Source organism: Sphingomonas sp. IC4-52, from assembly GCF_020707225.1.
Lineage (GTDB): Bacteria > Pseudomonadota > Alphaproteobacteria > Sphingomonadales > Sphingomonadaceae > Sphingomonas.
On the sequence record NZ_JAJFEU010000001.1, the window covers coordinates 510508 to 528078 of the forward strand.

Below are 17571 nucleotides of genomic sequence, written 5' to 3' on the forward strand. Positions count from 1 at the left end.
GCGGAACTCGTCCTTCGGTTTCAACGGTTCAAACGGGCGAGAATGGCGGTGTTGCGCTCGACCAGGATGGGATCACGCTGCGAAGGTGCCGTCATGATCGCCCCATCCAGTGCCTGGTCGATAGGGGACGAAGTTCGGTGCGCCGGCAGGGCGTCCACAAACGCCTTGATTGCCGATCGTGCAATATCGCCGTTCGCCGCCATTTGCGCCACAATGGCGGTTACCTCGACGGCAGCTTCATTCTCTCGCCAGCAATCGAAATCGGTCACCATTCCGATCAGGGCATAGGGCAGCTCCGCCTCACGCGCGAGCCGTGCCTCCGGCATACCGGTCATCCCGATCACATCGCAGCCCCAGTCGCGGTACATGCGGCTTTCCGCACGGGTGGAGAACTGCGGCCCTTCCATCGCCAGGTAGGTGGCGCGTTCCGTCACCTTACCGCCCGCCGCCTGAACAGCGGCAGCGGCAAACGCCGACAGTCGCTCGCACACCGGGTCGGCCATCGAAACATGCGTCACCAAACCGGTGCCAAAGAAGCTGGTTGGCCGGGCCACCGTTCGATCAACGTATTGATCCACGATCACAAACCGGCCTGGCTCCAGCTCCTCCCGAAGCGAGCCGACCGATGAGATGGCGATCAGGTCGGTGCACCCAGCCCGCTTCAGCGCGTCGATGTTGGCCCGAACCGGAATCTGGTCTGGTGAGAAACGGTGGCCACGCCCGTGCCGGGGCAAGAAGCGGATCGCCACGTCGCCGATCCTGCCGAACAATATCTCGTCTGACGGCTCACCCCAGGGACTTGGAACATGTCGCCACTCAGCCTCTTCCAGTCCGTCTATCGCGTACAATCCGGAGCCGCCGATGATCCCGATCGTCCATTGCGTGTTCATCGCGGTCCTCCGATAAGCTGGCGCATGACGATTACTCGCGCTGCAGCCGCTCTTCTCGCGCTCTCCCTTGCCGGGTCTGCGCACGCCGCACAACCGATTGCCGGGCGCTGGCTTACCGAAGACGGCTCCGCCATCATTCAAGTGGGGCCCTGTGGCACCAGCACCTGCGGAAGAATCGCTGCTGTTGTAAAGCCGCGACCGGGCGCCCCGACCACCGATGTGAACAATCCCGACCCGTCATTGCGGAACCGGTCGATGGTCGGTCTTCCCATCCTCTTCGGCTTCACCGATGCCGGAAACGAATGGCGCGGTCGCATCTACGATCCGCGAAACGGCAAGAGCTACAAGTCCATTGTCACTCGCGGGGAGAACGGCACGTTGCGGGTGAAGGGCTGCATATCCTTCATCTGCCAGACACAGGTGTGGAAAGCGGCGCGCTAACCCACTACCGGAGACTGGTTGGTGGTTGGTCCAATCGCCCGACGGACAAATACCCGTCGCGACCAACTGGTCAGAAGGCAGAAAGCTTCAGGGCAATCATGAACAGCTGCCGGTTTCCTGCTTGAAAGTACGCGCTGCTGGTCGGTCACGTCATCGCTCTCGGCTAATGGCCAGCGGCTCTCGGGAAGCGCCTGCGCCGCCGGACGATCTTACCGGGCTAAACCTGTTCCTCCGACGGGCGTGGTCTCGGCGATGTTCTCCATAGCGGCGATTAGTGGCCTTCCTCTGGAGATCGCATCTCGAACCGAGGGTAGCCGAAGTGACGCCTGATGCGCAGCCTTCGACGCCCAGACTTCTGTTATCCAGATGATGTCGGGATCGGCCGGATCATTGGCGATCACATAGCTTAGGCACCCCGGCATGCCCGCGATTCCTTCCATCAGGATTGCGATCAGCGCGTCCCGCTTTCCCCGCTGCGCCCTCATCTTTCCGATGAGGCCGTACATGGCCTCTAGCTTCTCACCCTGCGCTGAACTCACGGCAGCGAAAGCTGTAGTCCCGATCAGAAAGGTCCGTCGCTCGATGCTCATCTCGCTACCATAATTCCGATTGCGCAGCCGGGTAGGTCCAGCAGCTGGTGAGATCTAAAGAGACGCAAAGGAAAGGCCCACCATCTCTAGACCGGCGCCGCACCGCCCTTTGCGCCGTAATGATGCCAGGCGAAAATCGCAGCCGCACCGCGATGCGGCCGCCACGCTTCTGCCCACGCCCGTGTCAGCTTCTCACTCGGTCGAGCCTCATGACCGAGGATCTTCCCAATTTCGATCTGCACCGCCAGATCGCCAGCGGGCCAAATGTCCCGTCGTCCTTCCGCGAAGAGCAAATAGATCTCGGCGGACCAGCGCCCGACGCCCTTCACCTGCACCAGCTGGGCGATCGCCGCCTCATCATCCTCAGGCAGGTTCGCGAAGTCCAGCCGACCGCTCAGAACCTCCTCCGCAAGGCTTCGCAAATAGGCCGACTTCTGCCGAGAGATGCCCGCAGCTCGCAGTTCGTCGTCACTGGCGCGGCCGATCCGAGCCAGGTCAATCGGCTCTCCGACCAAATCGGTCAGTTTCCGCCACATCGCATCGGCGGCTTTTACACTCACCTGCTGTCCCACGATCGTTCGCATCAGGGTGACGTACCCGCGCTCGCGAATCCGGGTGGGCGGATACCCGACGCGGGCCAATGCCGACCCGAACAGCGGTTCGATCTGCACAAGCGCGTCGACGTCGGCGCGGAGCTGCTCTTCGCTCAGCCCCATTGCAGGCGGCCCACAAGATCGGCAATGGAGCGGGGAACTTGCGGGGAGAGCATGATGTCGAAGCTTATCGTCACGCTGCGCGACGGGGAAGAACGTGTAATCGATGGTGCAGCGGGGCTGTCGGTGATGGAAGTCATCCGCGACGGTGGCATTGACGAGATCCTTGCGCTTTGCGGGGGCTGCTGCAGCTGTGCGACTTGCCACATCCATGTCGACCCGGAATTTGCGGCCAAACTCCCGCCCATGACCGAGGACGAGAATGACCTGCTTGAGTCGTCCAGCAGCCGTGACGAATACTCCCGCCTCTCCTGCCAGCTGCCTTTTGGCCCGGAGCTCGACGGGTTGAAGGTGCGGATCGCCGAGGAAGACTGAGTGTCGACATAGCGTCGGGCACCCGCCTGGAGGAGGACGGGTGCCCGGACGCGATGATCAGTAAGTGCCCTTAGCGAGTGGCGATCGCATAGAGAGCGATGGCCGCGGCATTGGATATATTAAGGCTTTCAACCTTCGGGCTGATCGGCAACTTCGCGAGCTGATCACAGTGCGCCTCGGTATTCTGGCGCATACCCTCGCCCTCAGCACCTAGCACCAGGGCGATACGTCCCTGCCCCATCGTGTCGCCGAGCGTTTGCGATGCGTGGCCGGTCAGACCGATGCGCCAGAAACCTGCTTCAGCGATCTCGTCCAGCGCGCGAGCCAGATTGACGACGCGAACCCATGGCACCGACTCCAGCGCTCCCGAGGCCGAGCGCGCAAGAGCACCGGACTCCGGCGGCGCATGGCGATCCTGCGTGACGATGCCGAGGGCATCGAAAGCGGCGGCGGATCGCAGCACCGCACCCACATTATGGGGATCGGTCACTTGATCGAGAACGATCAGGGGCCGGCTGTCGTCGCGCCCTTGCTCGAGAAGGTCTCCGAGCCAGATCTCCTCCAGCGGGTCCACCTCGGCAACAAGGCCTTGGTGAGGCGCGTCAGACGGCACCATTCGACCAAGATCAGCCGCATCCGCGAAAACGACCGGCAACAATGGGGGCAGCTGAAGGTTTGCGAGCGCTTCTCGCGTTCCCCAAATCTTGCGAACCGTCCGCTCGGGGTTGGCCAGTGCAGCTGTTACAGCATGCCGCCCCCAAAACCGCGGGCGATTGCTTGGTGCCTGGCTCGGGCGATGTCCACGACGCGCCATCAGTTTGTCTCTTCCGGATCAGGATAGGAAAAAGGATTGGTCACCGCCGGCTGCGTAGGCAGCGGCGGCCGCGGAAGCGGCTTGGCCGCATTTGCCGCGTTAAGCAGGAACGCAGCCAGCACGGTAGCGCCCTGTCGCATGTCCTCCGCCTTCAGGTGATCGAACGTGTCGGCGGAGGAATGATGCGTCCGGCTGCTATATTCGAGCGGGTCTTGAATGAACTGGAACCCTGGTGCGCCGACAGACTGCATGAAGACGTGGTCCGTACCGTCGGTGCGGCCCGCCGCCACGGTTGTCATTCCGAGGCCTTGGAGTGGCACCATCCATTCGCGGAACGTCGCCGCCGCCTGCGGATTGTTCTCCGCATAGATTCCGCGAAAGCGTCCCGAGCCATTGTCGACGTTGAAATAAGCCGCCAGCTCTGAATAACCCGGACGCGGATTGATCGGCCAGCGCTTGGGCCACTCGTAATAGCGTCTTTCGCCGGTAAGCGGCGGATCGCCAGCATTACCACGCGTCGCGAGGTTCTTTTCGACCCAAGCAAGGCTTCCCAGCAGAGCCTGCTCCTCACCAGACCAAAGCGCGAACCGAATTGTTCGCTTCGGACGCACGTTCAGCTTCGCCAAGATGCGCGCCGCTTCCATGACGACAGCGGATCCCGCAGCATTATCGGTAGCCCCGTCGCCAGCCACCCAGCTGTCGAGATGCGCTCCGGCCATCACATAACCGGCCTTTGGATCAGTCCCGGGTATCTCAGCAAAAATGTTATACGCTTGCTGATCGCTGTCATCGTATCGAACGTCGCTGATGATCTCTAACGTCGGCGTCTGCCCGATCTTGGCGAGGCGCGCCAAGCGACGGTAATCTTCGGCAGCGATCTGTACGCCCGGCAACGTCGGAGACTTCCCAGCCTCGAACATATAGCCTTCGCCATGAACGAGCTTGCCATCACGGTACGAGATGGTCGCGTAGGCGAGCGCACCCTCCGCCTTCAAAAAGGCGTCCCGCTGCTTCTCGAAATCCGCGTTTTTCAGCTCACGGGCATCTGCGTGGGGATCGTGGTTCGGCAGGTCATAGGAGTCGAGCTTTCCAAGATCCTCGTCACTCAAGCGCTCGAAAATCGCCCGCTTCCGCTCCGACACCTCGCCGGGTTGGGAGACAAGCACGATTTTGCCCGCCAGCTTGCCCCGATATTGCGCAAAGTCGCTCGCCTTCTTCATAGGCGCGACCTTGATCGGTGCACTCAGCGTTCCAGCCGTCGGCGGTGTCCACGCGATCGGGATCGCAGTCAGCTGCAATGGCCTTGGCGTCACCATCCGAACGCTGGACCGTTCAATCCACCAGCCACGACCGAAATCGAAACCTTCCTTGTGGACGTTCTTCAAGCCCCATTCCTTGAACCGGGCTTGTGTCCAGACCTCGGCGGCCCGCATCTGCGGTGAATTGGTGAGGCGCGGACCGATCACATCTGTCAGGTGCTGAGCGGTCACCATCACCTGTGAGCGGGCAAGACCTTCATCCATGATTCGCACCGTGGCGGCGTGATCCTGGGCGTGAGCCGGCGTGACGATAGCCGCCGCGGCGAGCAAAAGGTGGCGCATCGCCCTCGTAAACTCCTGGAAAGTGGTTGCGGCCTGCTATGCGCGACAATTCCTTCGTGCAACCGTGATCACATGCGTTGACAGGTCGCCGCGGCTTCGGCATTGGGCGCCCTCGCTCTGACGAAGCGGCCCTGTGGAAGGGTGGCCGAGTGGTTAAAGGCAGCAGACTGTAAATCTGCCCACGCAAGTGTACACTGGTTCGAATCCAGTCCCTTCCACCATCATCCCGCAACGCGGGATGGATCGCTGGACCGACGGTAGCGTTCAGTCTTCGAGTAGGCGGCACTAGCGCAGCCTGATCGGAGGGCACGATGGACGACAGGCGCAATCACCAGTTGGTCGATCCGGAACGTCGCGTTCCCAAGAATCCGTTCGATCACGATGAGGGTCTTACTGGCCAGTCATATTCTCGAGATCGCGAAGCTGCGCTGCGGGCAGCAGACCCATCTGGAGCAGTGAATGGCGAAACGGGCGGTCCCGGTGGTGCCGGCACCGCTGCATCTGTAGATCCCGATACCGGTGAAGCGCAGGGTAGCGGTGCGGACACGGGCGAAGACCCGTCTCGCAAGCCAGGCGCGTGGAGGCCGGGGAGCGGGAAAGACGCAGTTCAGAAGTAAATGACCGGAAGCGGCCGGCATTATATGCGGGCTCACGGGCCAGTCGCGGACCAATTCTGTTATCCCGGCCAGCTTCTTCGGCCTGAAGACAAGAAAGGCAGGCGGGCGCTCTGCCCGCCTGCCCCCATGAATCATTTATCCGCCGTTGCGGCCGCAGAACCCCCGATTTGCTCCGCTTGTGCACCGCTGTCAGGCCGCGCAGGGCCAAGGACAGGCTCCTCGCCGAGCGGCTGCGCCCGAAATACGCTGAACTCTCCCTTGCCGTCGAATGTAGCGCCTTCGGTCCACCGGCCTTCTGGGAAGCTGCCATCAAGCGATGTCACGAAGAAATCGTGGTTGTGGTCCTGGTTCTCCTCTGCCTGCGGGAAGCTGTTCGGGATCGGCATAGCCGCGCGGAAGCCGCCCATGTCCTCCAAGGCGGCGAGCCACTGTTGCTGGTGCATGGTGTCGCGCGCGATAAGGAAGCGGAGCATATCCTTCATGCCAGGGTCTTCCGTCGCGTTGAACAAGCGCACCGCAAGTACACGTCCGGTGCTTTCTGCGGCAACATTGCAGAACATGTCAGCCGCCGCATTTCCGCTGGCGTAGATGTGGCTCATGTCAAAAGGTACGCCATCGGAGTCGACCGGCATTGCCGCCATGCCGGATGACAGAAGGTTCTTGTGAATGATGCCTTCGATGGCGTGTTTGGCATTGCCGCCGCCCATCACGGCACCAACAATACTGTCCGTTGCGCCCTGCTCCTGCGCTGACGTGGGGGCAGTCTCGAGGTTCAACGCGACTGCGGTCGCCAACATCTCGATGTGACCCAGCTCCTCGGTCGCTGTGTTCAGCAACAGGTCACGGTACTTCGTCGTGGGCGCTCTATTGCCCCACGCCTGGAAGAAATATTGCATGGCGACGCGGATTTCTCCCTCGACGCCTCCGATTGCCTGCTGAAGCATTCGGGCGAACTGAGGGTTAGGCGTTTCGACCCGAACCGGGTACTGAAGCCGTCGATCATGATAGTACATGGAGAACCTCTCGCTGCTTGCTGGAGCCCTCCCCCGAACGCTCGCAAGCCGCGGCGGTTTATTACAGGTCTTCAACGAAGTGGCCTTTTCTCCATAACTTAGGTTAGGCAGCTGACAGGTTCTACTAAGAGGCAAAGTATCCTGATGTCTGAAGCGGACCCATCATCCCGGCGGCGGCTGATCATCCATGCCGGCCTGGGCAAGTCTGGCTCATCGGCAATCCAAAAATACTGTCGCGACCATGCAGCCGTCCTGCGCTCCGCCGGTGCCTTTTACCTAGGGATGTATTTGGAGCGCGGCGAGGCGACGCCCTACGACTTCGAATCGGCAGACGATCTTCAACGAGCACTGAGTGAAGATCCTACAATAGAGGACCGCCTGGTCGCGCTGCTTACGGAGCGGCTGAAGAGCCGTGCGGCGCTGAACACCTTTGTGTGGAGCCACATAGGATTGGCTGTTCACGCCGGATTGATTGGCCGCGTGATCGCACGACTGTCGCCTATCTGCGAAACCGAGGTCGTCCTTTACTTTCGGCATCAGGCCAGCTGGCTGGTTTCGGCTTACTTGCAATGGGGAGTGAAGCACAAAGCGTCGGTCGGACCCATCAGGACCTTCGCCGAATGGCTACCGGAGGCGCAATCACGCGGCGCTGATTACCGCCGCGTTATCGAGAGTTGGTGCGCTTCTATCATGCCGGGCCAACTCCACCTGCGATCCTACGACCAAGCCGCGGACGTTGTTACCGACTTCCTGATCACGGCGGGTCTGCAACTCCCGCCGGAGAGCCAAGGCACGACGCGGCACTATCAGACGCCTGATCCCACGATCATGACGCTATATCGGCTCTATCAGGGCCAGAGCGACGAGGAGGCCCTTCCCGGCGCTTTGCAGCGCACGCTGGCCGTAAATGGCGTCGAGAAAAAACGGTATCGCGACGTTGACCCTCGATCCACGCTTCCGACGGGACAAGAGTGGCAAAGGTTCGCCGCTTCATTCGACGCAGAGAACGCGACGCTTGCGCGGGATTTTGGGCTCGTACTTTCCGCACCTTCGGATGGCCCGGCGATTGACCCTCAACATGCCGCCCCCGCAGTGGTCGTTCCTGCGTTGCTGGACCTGATCATTTCCATGGACCGCAGAATTTCGGCACTTGAAAAACGACTAAGGGACGCGGCAGCGCGGCCTGAGTGACCTGCGTCCGGGGCAACGAATGCCCTTCTTGGTGCTTGGAAGGTGAGGTCCATCCGATCGGCGGAGCTGCGGTGGAGCGGGTAACGGGAATCGAACCCGTGTATTCAGCTTGGAAGGCTGCTGCACTACCATTGTGCTATACCCGCGATCTCACCGCGGGGCATCCACTGCCACGATCGATTGCCTTCGGTCAACCAGGTCGATCGCCGGGAGCGGATAGAAAGTTGCTCTGAGTTCTCGAAGCCCGACGATCGGTGCTTCTTCCTGTGCATGGGCCGCCGACGATGTGCTCGTCAGCGACCCCGCGGGGCTTGAAGGTCAGCCGATCGGCCGGGCTAGCTTCAGGCCGCCGCTGCGGCGGGCGCCTTCTTGGCGGAGGCTGCCCAGATTTCGTCAATCGCCGCGCCGAGGGATTCGTTGAACTCCGCGTCAGACATTCCATGACGCAGATCCTCCAGCAGCGCGCGGCTGAAGCTGGCGATAACACCATGATTACGAGCGAGCTCCACGCACGCCTCGGGACGTGCATAGCCGCCCGAAAGCGCAACCACCCGCAACACGCGCGGATGCTCAACCAGCGGGAGGAACAGGTCGGGCTTCGTTGGCAGCGAAAGCTTCAGCATGACCTTCGCATCGCCGGTCATCGAATCGAGCGCCTTACCGAGCTCCTCAAGAAGTATGGCATCCGCCTCGGCGCGCTCGGCGCTCTTGATGTTGACTTCCGGCTCGATGATCGGGACCAGTCCGTGGGACAACACCTGCTGCGCAACCTCAAACTGCTGCGCCACGACGGCGGCGATACCGTCGCGGTTCGCAAGATTGATGACCGAGCGCTCCTTGGTGCCGAAGATGCCGAGCTTCGCGGCCCGCTCCAGCAGCGCGTCCAGGCCGGGCATCGGCTTCATTAGCTGAACACCATTATTCTCGTCCTCAAGACCTTTGTCGATCTTCAGGAAAGGCACCACGCCGCGGTCTTGCAGTGCCTGCGGAACAGGTTTCCCACCCGCTTCGCCGTCCATTGTGCGTTCGAACAGGATCGCGCCGATCACCTTATCGCCCGTGAAGGCAGGCGACGTGATGATCCGCGCCCGCATGTCGTGGATGAGGCCGAACATCTCCTCATCCGTCGACCACGCACCCTCTTCGATGCCGTAGCCCTTCAACGCCTTGGGCGTTGAACCACCCGATTGATCCAGCGCGGCGATGAAGCCTTCACCATCTGCAATCTTCGCGGTCATCTCAGCAGGAGTCATGATCAGCGTTCCCCTCACAGTGTTACGATACCCCGCGTCATTACGGTTGACTGCCCACTTTGGCCAGCGCCTCACCGGCCCCTCACCTAGATGGGTTGCGCGGCCAGACTTTCGGAGGCGCGTTGGTGGCAACCAGACTCGACAGGTTGCCTGGCTCACCGCGCTGTTGACCGATCTTGATGCCCGAGCGAACCGTTAGCTTTCGATGGCGGCGAACAAAGCGGCGAGACGGCCGTTGTCTCGGGGCGGTTTGGTTTCGCTTACGGCAGTTCGGCAGCCGGGAAGCGAGCAGAGCCTCATTGGCTCCGCGCCAGAAAGAAGGATAACGGTTCCTGCAATGAACGAGCGCTTCCCCTCCATCCACCACCACCGCATGCTTCGCGTTGCGGCGGCCACCCCTCGCGCCAGCGTCGGAGATACCGTTGCCAATGCGCAGGCGACGCTGGAGTTGGCCAAGCGAGCGCATGAAGAAGGGGCGGACCTGGTCGTCTTTCCCGAACTCAACATAACTTCCTATGCCATTGATGATCTTCACCTGCAGTCGGCGCAGCACGAAGCCGCGCGCGACGCCGTTCTCGCCGTGGCTGAAGGGACAAAGGATCTTCGCCCGTTGCTCATCGTGGGTGCCGCGCTGCCGCGTAACGGCAGGCTCTATAATTGTGCGGTCGTCATCGCGCGGGGCAACATCATCGGCGTCGTCCCAAAGACTTTTCTTCCAAACTATCGCGAATATTACGAGAAGCGCTGGTTCAGCAGCGGGGCGGGCCTCACCGGACTGAGCATTGATGTGGGTGGGAACGTTGTTCCCTTCGGTACCGATCTCATCTTCGCAGCTTCGGACCTGCCGCACTTCATCTTCCATGCCGAGATCTGCGAAGACTATTGGTCCCCCACCCCTCCATCGACAATGGGCGCGCTCGCGGGCGCGTTGGTGTGTTGCAACCTGTCCGCCTCCAACGTGGTGATCGGCAAGTCGCGAGAGCGTGCGATGCTGTCGGCGGCGCAGTCCGCTCGGGCCGTATGTGCCTATGTCTATTCTGCGGCGGGTCCGGGGGAAAGCACCACCGATCTTGCCTGGGACGGCCAAGGCATGATCCATGAACTTGGCGAGCCCCTTGCTGCATCCACGCGCTTCTCACTCACTCCTGAGCTCGTCCTCGCGGATGTGGACTGCGAGCGCCTTCTTCAGGAGCGTCTGCGCATGGGCACGTTCGGCGATGCAGCGACGTTCTCCGGCCATCCCGAAACCCGCTTCCGTCGCATCGGCTTCCAGCACTTACCCGACTATGCCGATGTCGGGCTGAAACGGGCAATTCGGCGCTTCCCGTTCGTGCCCGACACCCCCGCACGCCTCGATGAAGATTGCTACGAGGCATTCAACATCCAGGTGGAAGGCCTGCTGAAACGGGTGAAGGCCACCGGAGTGAAAAGGCTGGTCATCGGCGTGTCTGGTGGACTGGACTCGACCCACGCGTTGATTGTCGCCGCCAAGGCGCTCGATCGTTTGGGTCGCCCACGTTCGGACATCCTCGGGATCACGATGCCAGGCTTTGCGACCAGCGAAGGGACGAAGGACAACGCCTGGAAGTTGATGCGCGCGCTGGGCATCACGGCTGAGGAAATCGACATCCGCCCTGCCGCGCGCACCATGCTTGAAGGGCTGAAGCATCCGTTCGCAGCCGGCGAGCCCGTGTATGACGTGACGTTCGAGAATGTTCAGGCAGGGCTTCGTACCGACTACCTGTTCCGGCTCGCGAACCAACGCGAGGGCATCGTGGTCGGCACCGGCGATCTTAGCGAACTGGCGCTTGGATGGTGCACGTACGGCGTTGGCGATCACATGAGCCACTATGGGGTCAATGCCGGCGTTCCTAAGACGTTGATCCAGTTCCTGATCCGCTGGTGCATCGCGACCGATCAATATGATCCCGAGACAGATGCAGTTCTCGAGGCAATTCTGGCGCAGGAAATCTCGCCGGAGCTTGTCCCAGCTGACGAAAGCGGGGCAATGCAGAGTACGGAAAGTAAGATCGGACCATATCCGCTTAATGATTTCTTTACCCACTATGTTATCCGCCACGGATTAGCTCCGTCGAAGATCGCGTTCCTGGCTTGGCATGCATGGCGGGATGCGGAGGCAGGCCGGTGGCCGATCGGTTATCCGGAAGAGGCGCGAACCGCCTATGACCTGGAAACGGTGAAGAGCTGGCTGCAGAAGTTCCTGGTCCGGTTCTTCCAGACGAGCCAGTTCAAGCGCTCGGCGCTGCCCAACTCTCCCAAAGTGTCGCCGGGCGGAGCCGTCTCACCGCGAGGCGACTGGCGCGCGCCTGCTGACGGTACGGCTACCTCCTGGCTTGAGGAACTGGCCGCCAACGGACCCTGAAATTACGTATTTCGCAACGCGGCGTTTACAATCTCCACGTACCCGCGGCGTCATGGTGAACGCGCCCGCACTCCGACCGGCTTCTTTGATCTCCCTAGGGCTCGCTTACTTCGTCGTATCCGCGGCAACCATGCGTCTCACGCGGTTCGATGGCGGCGTCGCGTTTCTTTGGATCGCCACCGCAATTCTCACGGCGCGGCTCACAACAATGCCTATGCGTCACTGGGCCGCGCCGCTGGCTATCTGCTCGGTCGCGAGCATTCTGGCGACATCCCTGTGGGGCTTTGGGCCCAGCATGGCCCTGCCATTTGCCGCCATTAACATGCTGGAAGGCGCGTTGGGCGCAGCCATCTTGCACCGGTTTGCCCCTTGGCGCCCGGTGCTGGATTCTCACCGCTGGCTGCTGACTTTCGCACTTGCGACGGGGGTCATCGCGCCACTGACCTCTGCTGCGCTTGCGGCATCCATCCTCGCTAGTGCTGCGGAACAGCCCTTTCTGAGAAGCGGGCTGAATTGGTATAGCGGGCATGCCCTGGGCACGCTCACCTTCATGCCGATCTTCATGCTCGTGATGCGAGGTGACGCAGTTCGCCTGGTGAAGCAGATGGATCAGCGGAAACTCGTCGAATTCGCCGCCCTCGTCGCGCTCGTGGGAACGGTCACCTACGCTAGCTTCGCCCAAGATCGATTGCCGCTATTGTTTTTGCCGATCCTGCCGATGGTGCTGGCCACGTTCCGCGGAGGAGCGCTGTCCACCGCGGCGTCGATCGTCATTGTCGCGGTGATCGGAGGCGCTCTGACGCTTCAAGGGCACGGCCCGCTCGCGCTGGTCGATGCGCCGATCGGGGCGAAAATGCAGTTTCTCCAACTCTATATCGCGTGTGCGATGCTGACCATCCTGCCAGCCAATGCAGAACTGCAGCAGCGCGCCTGTTTGTTCCGCCGGCTCCGGGAAAGCGAAGCGCGCTACCGCTTGCTTACGGAAAACTCCACGGACATCGTGATCAACCTTGACGTAGGGGGGCGTCTCCAGTTCGCGTCGACGTCAATCGCCCAGATCAGCGGTTTCGAGCCAGACAAGTTGATCGGGCGCCGCGTCAGCCGTCTGCTGCACCCCGACGACGCCGCTCGTGCTGAGACCTCGTTCCGGCGGATCATTGCGGAACCGACCAAGACCCATGTCAACGAGTACCGCGGGGTAATCGGCGGTGAAGATGTGCGTTGGTTCGAAACACATAGCCGGGCTGTGACGGATGACATCGGCAACGTCACTGGGGTCGTCAGTGCCATCCGTGATGTATCGAACCGAAAGGCACATGAGGAGCGCCTTGCTCGTGCCGCGCTGACCGATGCACTAACGGGTCTCGCCAACAGGCGGGGACTGGACGAGGAACTCGGCGCCCGGCTTTCCACCGGCTCGGGCGGCTGCGTCGCACTGTTCGACCTGGATCATTTCAAGCGCATCAACGACACCCACGGCCATGCCGCCGGTGACGAGGTGTTGCGCCGCTTCGCCACGCTCGCACGGGCCAGCGTCCGCGAGCAGGATCTGGTTGCGCGCCTCGGCGGCGAGGAATTTGCTGTTGTCTTGCCAGAGGCCACGATCAGCCAGGCAGCCCTGGTGTGCGAACGCCTTCGCCATGCGATCGCCTCCACCAGTGTCCAGGTGGGAGAGAGCCTCATCTCCGTGACGGTGAGCGGGGGCGTTGCGCCCTATCTGCGCAATCAATCCTCTGAGGACATTTTGCGGGTGGCCGATCGCGCCTTGTACCGGGCCAAGCACGCAGGTCGCGATCAACTGGCTCTCGCCGCCTGACCGGTTGGACTTGCTAGAGCCCACGCCAACGAACACTGTGTTTGCATATGTGAGGAAGAGGGCCGAATGAGCGATCAGGACGAGACCATTCACGAATTGAGCCGCACGCTTGGCCTGGTGCGGGTTATCGAGATGGACCCGGTGGGACGGGCACGGCTTGAGTATCGTGCCGGTCAGCACATGTGCCATTCGGGCGGAGTGGTTCAGGGCGGGTTTGTTACCGGCTGGATCGACGCTGCCATGGCGCACGCGGCAATCGCGATGGGCGGACCTGACGTTGTCCCTATGTCCCTTGAACTGAAAGTGAGTTTCTTCGCACCCGCAAGACCGGGGCTGGTGATAGCAGAAGGATGGGTCGAACGTCGCGGGCGCAGCACCTGCTTCTTTGAGGGACGCCTGCTCGACACGGCCGGCAAAGTGCTGGCGAAGGCCAGTTCCACCCTGATGCTTGCTTCACGCCAGCGGGTCGAACAAGCCTCCGCAGCGGCCTCATCAAGCTGATTTCAGGCGTTGCGCGCCATTAGGCCACCGTCCACCGGAATGATTGCGCCGGTGACGAAGCTCGCGGCAGGCGCGCAGAGGCTGGCTGTCATGAAGGCCACTTCTTCAGGCAAGCCGTAGCGCCGCAAGGCGGTGCGCCGGGCTGCGTAAACTTGCTTCGCTTCATCGGGGATGGCTTCGGTCATGCCGGTCTCGATCGGGCCGGGACAGATGCAGTTCACGGTGATGCCTGATTTGCCGAGTTCGACCGCCAGGCTTCGGGTCAAGCCGATTACACCCGCCTTCGCGGCGGAGTAAGCGCTGAACCCAGCGGTGGCACCCAGGCCCTCTGTTGACGCGATATTGACGATCCGAGGATGCGCGGCGCGCCTCAGGTACGGTAGGGCGGCGCGGATCAGGCGCTGATGTGCCGTCAGCAGGACCGAAAGGTGCCGGTCCCACGACTGATCGTAGCTGGGATCATCGATCGGCAGATTGGCCGAAATGCCGGCATTGTTGACGATGATCGACACGTCGCCGAAGCTTGCGACGGCATCCTGAACGACAGCCTCGATCCGTCCCTGATCAGCCACGTCTAACGCCCAGGCTTTTGCGCGCAGACCTTCGCCCGCGATTTCGTCGGCGACACGTTGCGCCTGTTCCAGCCCGACGTCGGTAAGGGCGACACTTGCACCTGCGCGGGCCAGGAGAATGGCGGTCGCCCTTCCCATCCCGCTGGCTGCACCCGTGACGATCGCACCAGCCCCATCCAGTCTCGAGCTTATCGCCGGAATGGCTCGCATCCATCCTCTCCTCTTTGTTGTCGTTTGTTGTTCCCGCTCGCTCGGCGAGACCTCTCGATCCGTACTACCTTCGGCTGTCCCGGGCGTTGACACAAGCGTCGGTCGAACAGGTCCGGAGAAAGGCCCGGCGCTTAATCCAGCCACCCGCCTGTGAACCCCGCCCGGGTCAGCCCACGTCGCAGAACCGGGCTGGCGCGCATCACCTTCCACACCGCCTCGCTGCGATGGTTCGCAGCTTGGATGAGGATCGGCGCTTGGGTCAGCGCGCGGTAATCACGCGCCATCCAGCCGGTCTGTGCGTTGATGCTGCCTGTCTCCGACGTCCTGTCCGGAAAGCGGAAACTCGGGTTGAACGCGTTCAGAAATCCATACTCCCGGTACAGGCCAGGAACGGACATGAATGCCCGCGCGGTTGGGGCAACGATCTCGGGCGCGAACGGCAGGCTGCCAAGTGCTGCCGCCGGTGCCAAGGTGCCGTCGTCGCGCTCCCCCGGCTGGTCGAGCGGACCCCGGTCCGAATAGCCGAAGAAGGTGCGGGTTTCGCTCTTGAACGGCAGCTGGAAATTGCCGGGTCCATCGCAACCCGTGAGCCCCCACGTATCCGCCGAATACCCGTCCCACCGCAGCGGATTGGCAATGCAATAGGCCCGGTTCGCGTAAGTCGCCCGACGGCTATTCTCGAAATAGTCAAAGCCGGCGCCGCGCATGACGGTGTCACGAATACCTCGGAAGTCGATCCACATGTGGCTCAACTGGTGACCGGCCAGCGGTGCGTACGCCAAGTGACGTGTATCTCCCTCGCCTCGCCAGACCCGCGGGTAGGAGGCGGTCCACGCCTCCCAAGCACCGTCTTCCGCCGCGTGGCGGGCGGAACCGAGCGCGAGCAGGACAGCCATCATGCCTTCGTTGTAGCCTTGGAGGGTCTCCTCAGCGAAACCACCTTCGGGACGCCAGCTGAGCCGCAGCTCTTGACTGTCGTTCTGAAACCAGAGCCACTCGGCACGTTCGACGATGTCATCGCCAAGGCGTCGGATCTCACGTTCCTCTGCCGTATCGCCGTTCCACCACCCGGCCGCGAAGAGCATGCCAAGGTGCAGCATGGTCGTGGCGATACTGGAGAGCTCCGAGTTCCTGAGACGGACGCCGGTTTTGATATCGAGCAGGCGATAGAAAAAGCCGCGGTGCCCAGTCATGCCGGTCGCGCCGTCGCCCTGAGGCGCGGCATTGAAGAAGCGCAACGCCGCCAGGGTGAAGTCACGCGCAAGACTGCGGCTGATCCAACCCCGTTCCACGGCAATGGGCCAGATCGCGAGAGCGGCGCCGACACCCGCGACGTTTGCCCCACTTTGGCTCGGCCAACGATCCGGGATTAGGCCATTCGCCGGGTTCACGGTGTCGCGGAAATAGCGAAAGGTTCGGTACTCGATCTCTTCATAGAAATCGGGAAGCGAAATCAGCTTGGGACTGGGCGTCACCGGGATGGCCGGATCCGCGCACCCGGCCGCCAAACCCGCAAGCCCAAGTGACGTGTTCGCGAGGAGTGTCCGGCGATCCAGCATTCACGCCTCCGGCACGGTCGTCCCGCGCACAACGAGTGCAGGAACGATCAATTCGTCGAACGGCTCACTGCCCGGAGTTCCCAACCTCTCGATCAGTCGGGCGGCCGCGCGGGCGCCGATATCCGCCATATGAACGCGGATAGTCGTGAGCGAGAGGTAACGTGCAAGCGGCACGTCATCGAAGCCGGCGACCGCGACGTCTTTCGGCACGCGGCGACCGGCGCTTCGCAATGCCTGGAGCGCGCCCAGCGCCATCATGTCATTGGCCGCGAACACAGCATCGAAATCGGCATTGCTCGTCAGCAATCTCTTGATCGCTTCCGCCCCGGACACCTCCGTGAAGTCGCCCTCCACCACCCGGAGATCCACATGAGACGGCAGTGCAGCCTTGCAACCTTGCAGCCGTTGCTGAGCGTCGGAGTTGCTGGCCGGCCCAGCGATGTGAACGATGCGCCTGCGGCCGATTTGCGCCAGATGGTGTATCATTGCCTCCGCACCCGCGCCATTGTCGACCCGCAGCATGCTGGCGCCGGGGGCCGCGTGCGTGTTGATCATGACGGTAGGCAGGCTGGCCGGCAGCATGGGAGCAAGCGCCGGCGGATCCACATGCGGCGCCATGATCACCAGCCCGTCGACACGCCCGCGCATCGCGCGGAGCGCCTGAACGGCATGATCGCGGTCAGGCTGAATGTTCGAAAGCAACAAATGGTAACCGCGCACGCTGGCCTCACGATCCAGGCCACGGATCATCTCCGAAAAGAACTCGCCATGAAGATCCGGCAGCACCACCCCAATGGCATGCGTCCGCGCAAGACTGAGGCTGCGGGCGCCGGCATGCGGCACATAACCAAGCTCATCCGCCGCGGCGAGGACGCGCGCACGCGTGTCCGGATGAACATTCGACGCCCCGTTCAAGGCTCGAGAAACAGATGCAACCGACACGGCGGCTCGTCGTGCCACGTCCCGGATCGTGGCCTCAGTCATTCACCCCATCCTAGCTATCTAACTTCAATGCCCCGGCTCTAGGTAACC

Annotated in this window: 16 protein-coding genes and 2 tRNA genes; 7 read left to right on the forward strand and 11 right to left on the reverse strand. The window is 62.1% G+C overall.

The genetic code is table 11. The annotated features are described in order from the left end of the window. Nucleotides 1-20: 20 nt before the first annotated feature. On the reverse strand, nt 21-890 hold the full coding sequence (mtnP, locus tag LK535_RS02490; RefSeq protein WP_227770306.1) for an S-methyl-5'-thioadenosine phosphorylase: 870 nt from the start codon (nt 888-890) through the stop codon (nt 21-23). 24 nt (nt 891-914) lie between these two features. On the opposite strand from mtnP, the gene LK535_RS02495 reads away from it, so the two are divergent. Continuing rightward, complete coding sequence (locus LK535_RS02495) at nt 915-1331, forward strand: DUF2147 domain-containing protein (RefSeq protein WP_227770307.1); 417 nt, start codon at nt 915-917, stop codon at nt 1329-1331. A 209-nt stretch (nt 1332-1540) separates the two neighbouring features. Here LK535_RS02495 and LK535_RS02500 read toward each other — a convergent pair whose 3' ends face one another. Together LK535_RS02500 and LK535_RS02505 are read right to left on the reverse strand one after the other, a co-directional pair. Beyond that, a complete protein-coding gene (locus tag LK535_RS02500; RefSeq protein WP_227770308.1) occupies nt 1541-1921 on the reverse strand; it encodes a putative quinol monooxygenase in 381 nt (126 codons plus the stop codon). Between the two features lie 86 nt (nt 1922-2007). Beyond that, nucleotides 2008-2637 carry a DNA-3-methyladenine glycosylase family protein gene (locus LK535_RS02505; RefSeq protein ID WP_227770309.1) on the reverse strand — a complete coding sequence of 210 codons (630 nt, stop codon included), beginning with the start codon at nt 2635-2637 and terminating at the stop codon, nt 2008-2010. Nucleotides 2638-2691: 54 nt separating this feature from the next. Between LK535_RS02505 and LK535_RS02510 the strand changes: the two genes are divergently transcribed. Continuing rightward, nucleotides 2692-3009: a 2Fe-2S iron-sulfur cluster-binding protein gene (locus tag LK535_RS02510; RefSeq protein WP_227770310.1), complete on the forward strand. Its 318-nt coding sequence runs from the start codon at nt 2692-2694 to the stop codon at nt 3007-3009. A gap of 70 nt (nt 3010-3079) precedes the next feature. Here the strand turns inward: LK535_RS02510 and rlmB are convergent, their stop codons facing one another. Further along, nucleotides 3080-3823, reverse strand: a complete 744-nt coding sequence (gene rlmB, locus LK535_RS02515; RefSeq protein ID WP_227770311.1) for a 23S rRNA (guanosine(2251)-2'-O)-methyltransferase RlmB — start codon at nt 3821-3823, stop codon at nt 3080-3082. Then, entirely contained in the window at nt 3823-5424 is a 1602-nt protein-coding gene (locus LK535_RS02520; RefSeq protein ID WP_227770312.1) for a M20/M25/M40 family metallo-hydrolase, read from the reverse strand. Before LK535_RS02520 ends, rlmB begins: the two co-directional genes overlap by 1 nt. 135 nt (nt 5425-5559) lie before the next feature. Between LK535_RS02520 and LK535_RS02525 the strand changes: the two genes are divergently transcribed. Next, nucleotides 5560-5645: transfer RNA gene (locus tag LK535_RS02525), tRNA-Tyr, on the forward strand. Nucleotides 5646-6172: 527 nt separating this feature from the next. On the opposite strand, the gene LK535_RS02530 is transcribed toward LK535_RS02525, so the two are convergent. Further along, nucleotides 6173-7054 carry a manganese catalase family protein gene (locus tag LK535_RS02530; protein ID WP_227770313.1) on the reverse strand — a complete coding sequence of 294 codons (882 nt, stop codon included), beginning with the start codon at nt 7052-7054 and terminating at the stop codon, nt 6173-6175. Nucleotides 7055-7342: 288 nt separating this feature from the next. On the opposite strand from LK535_RS02530, the gene LK535_RS02535 reads away from it, so the two are divergent. Then, complete coding sequence (locus LK535_RS02535; protein WP_227770314.1) at nt 7343-8245, forward strand: hypothetical protein; 903 nt, start codon at nt 7343-7345, stop codon at nt 8243-8245. Nucleotides 8246-8317: 72 nt separating this feature from the next. Here LK535_RS02535 and LK535_RS02540 read toward each other — a convergent pair. Continuing rightward, nucleotides 8318-8391: transfer RNA gene (locus LK535_RS02540), tRNA-Gly, on the reverse strand. 195 nt (nt 8392-8586) lie between these two features. Continuing rightward, a complete protein-coding gene (locus LK535_RS02545) occupies nt 8587-9498 on the reverse strand; it encodes a fructose bisphosphate aldolase (RefSeq protein ID WP_227771049.1) in 912 nt (303 codons plus the stop codon). 337 nt (nt 9499-9835) lie between these two features. Between LK535_RS02545 and LK535_RS02550 the strand changes: the two genes are divergently transcribed. From LK535_RS02550 to LK535_RS02560, 3 genes are all read left to right on the forward strand, one after another. Next, nucleotides 9836-11881, forward strand: coding sequence for an NAD(+) synthase (locus LK535_RS02550; protein ID WP_227770315.1), 2046 nt, complete (start codon nt 9836-9838; stop codon nt 11879-11881). Next, complete coding sequence (locus tag LK535_RS02555; RefSeq protein ID WP_227770316.1) at nt 11853-13697, forward strand: sensor domain-containing diguanylate cyclase; 1845 nt, start codon at nt 11853-11855, stop codon at nt 13695-13697. Before LK535_RS02550 ends, LK535_RS02555 begins: the two co-directional genes overlap by 29 nt. Before the next feature lie 66 nt (nt 13698-13763). After that, nucleotides 13764-14198 (forward strand): PaaI family thioesterase, encoded by a 435-nt coding sequence (locus LK535_RS02560; protein ID WP_227770317.1) that lies wholly within the window; start codon nt 13764-13766, stop codon nt 14196-14198. 2 nt (nt 14199-14200) lie between these two features. Here LK535_RS02560 and LK535_RS02565 read toward each other — a convergent pair whose 3' ends face one another. The 3 genes from LK535_RS02565 to LK535_RS02575 form a co-directional block, all read right to left on the reverse strand. Beyond that, nucleotides 14201-14980 (reverse strand): SDR family NAD(P)-dependent oxidoreductase, encoded by a 780-nt coding sequence (locus LK535_RS02565; protein WP_227770318.1) that lies wholly within the window; start codon nt 14978-14980, stop codon nt 14201-14203. Between the two features lie 131 nt (nt 14981-15111). Then, nucleotides 15112-16539 carry a glucoamylase family protein gene (locus LK535_RS02570; protein ID WP_227770319.1) on the reverse strand — a complete coding sequence of 476 codons (1428 nt, stop codon included), beginning with the start codon at nt 16537-16539 and terminating at the stop codon, nt 15112-15114. Continuing rightward, nucleotides 16540-17523 (reverse strand): LacI family DNA-binding transcriptional regulator, encoded by a 984-nt coding sequence (locus LK535_RS02575; protein WP_227770320.1) that lies wholly within the window; start codon nt 17521-17523, stop codon nt 16540-16542. Nucleotides 17524-17571 lie beyond the last annotated feature (48 nt).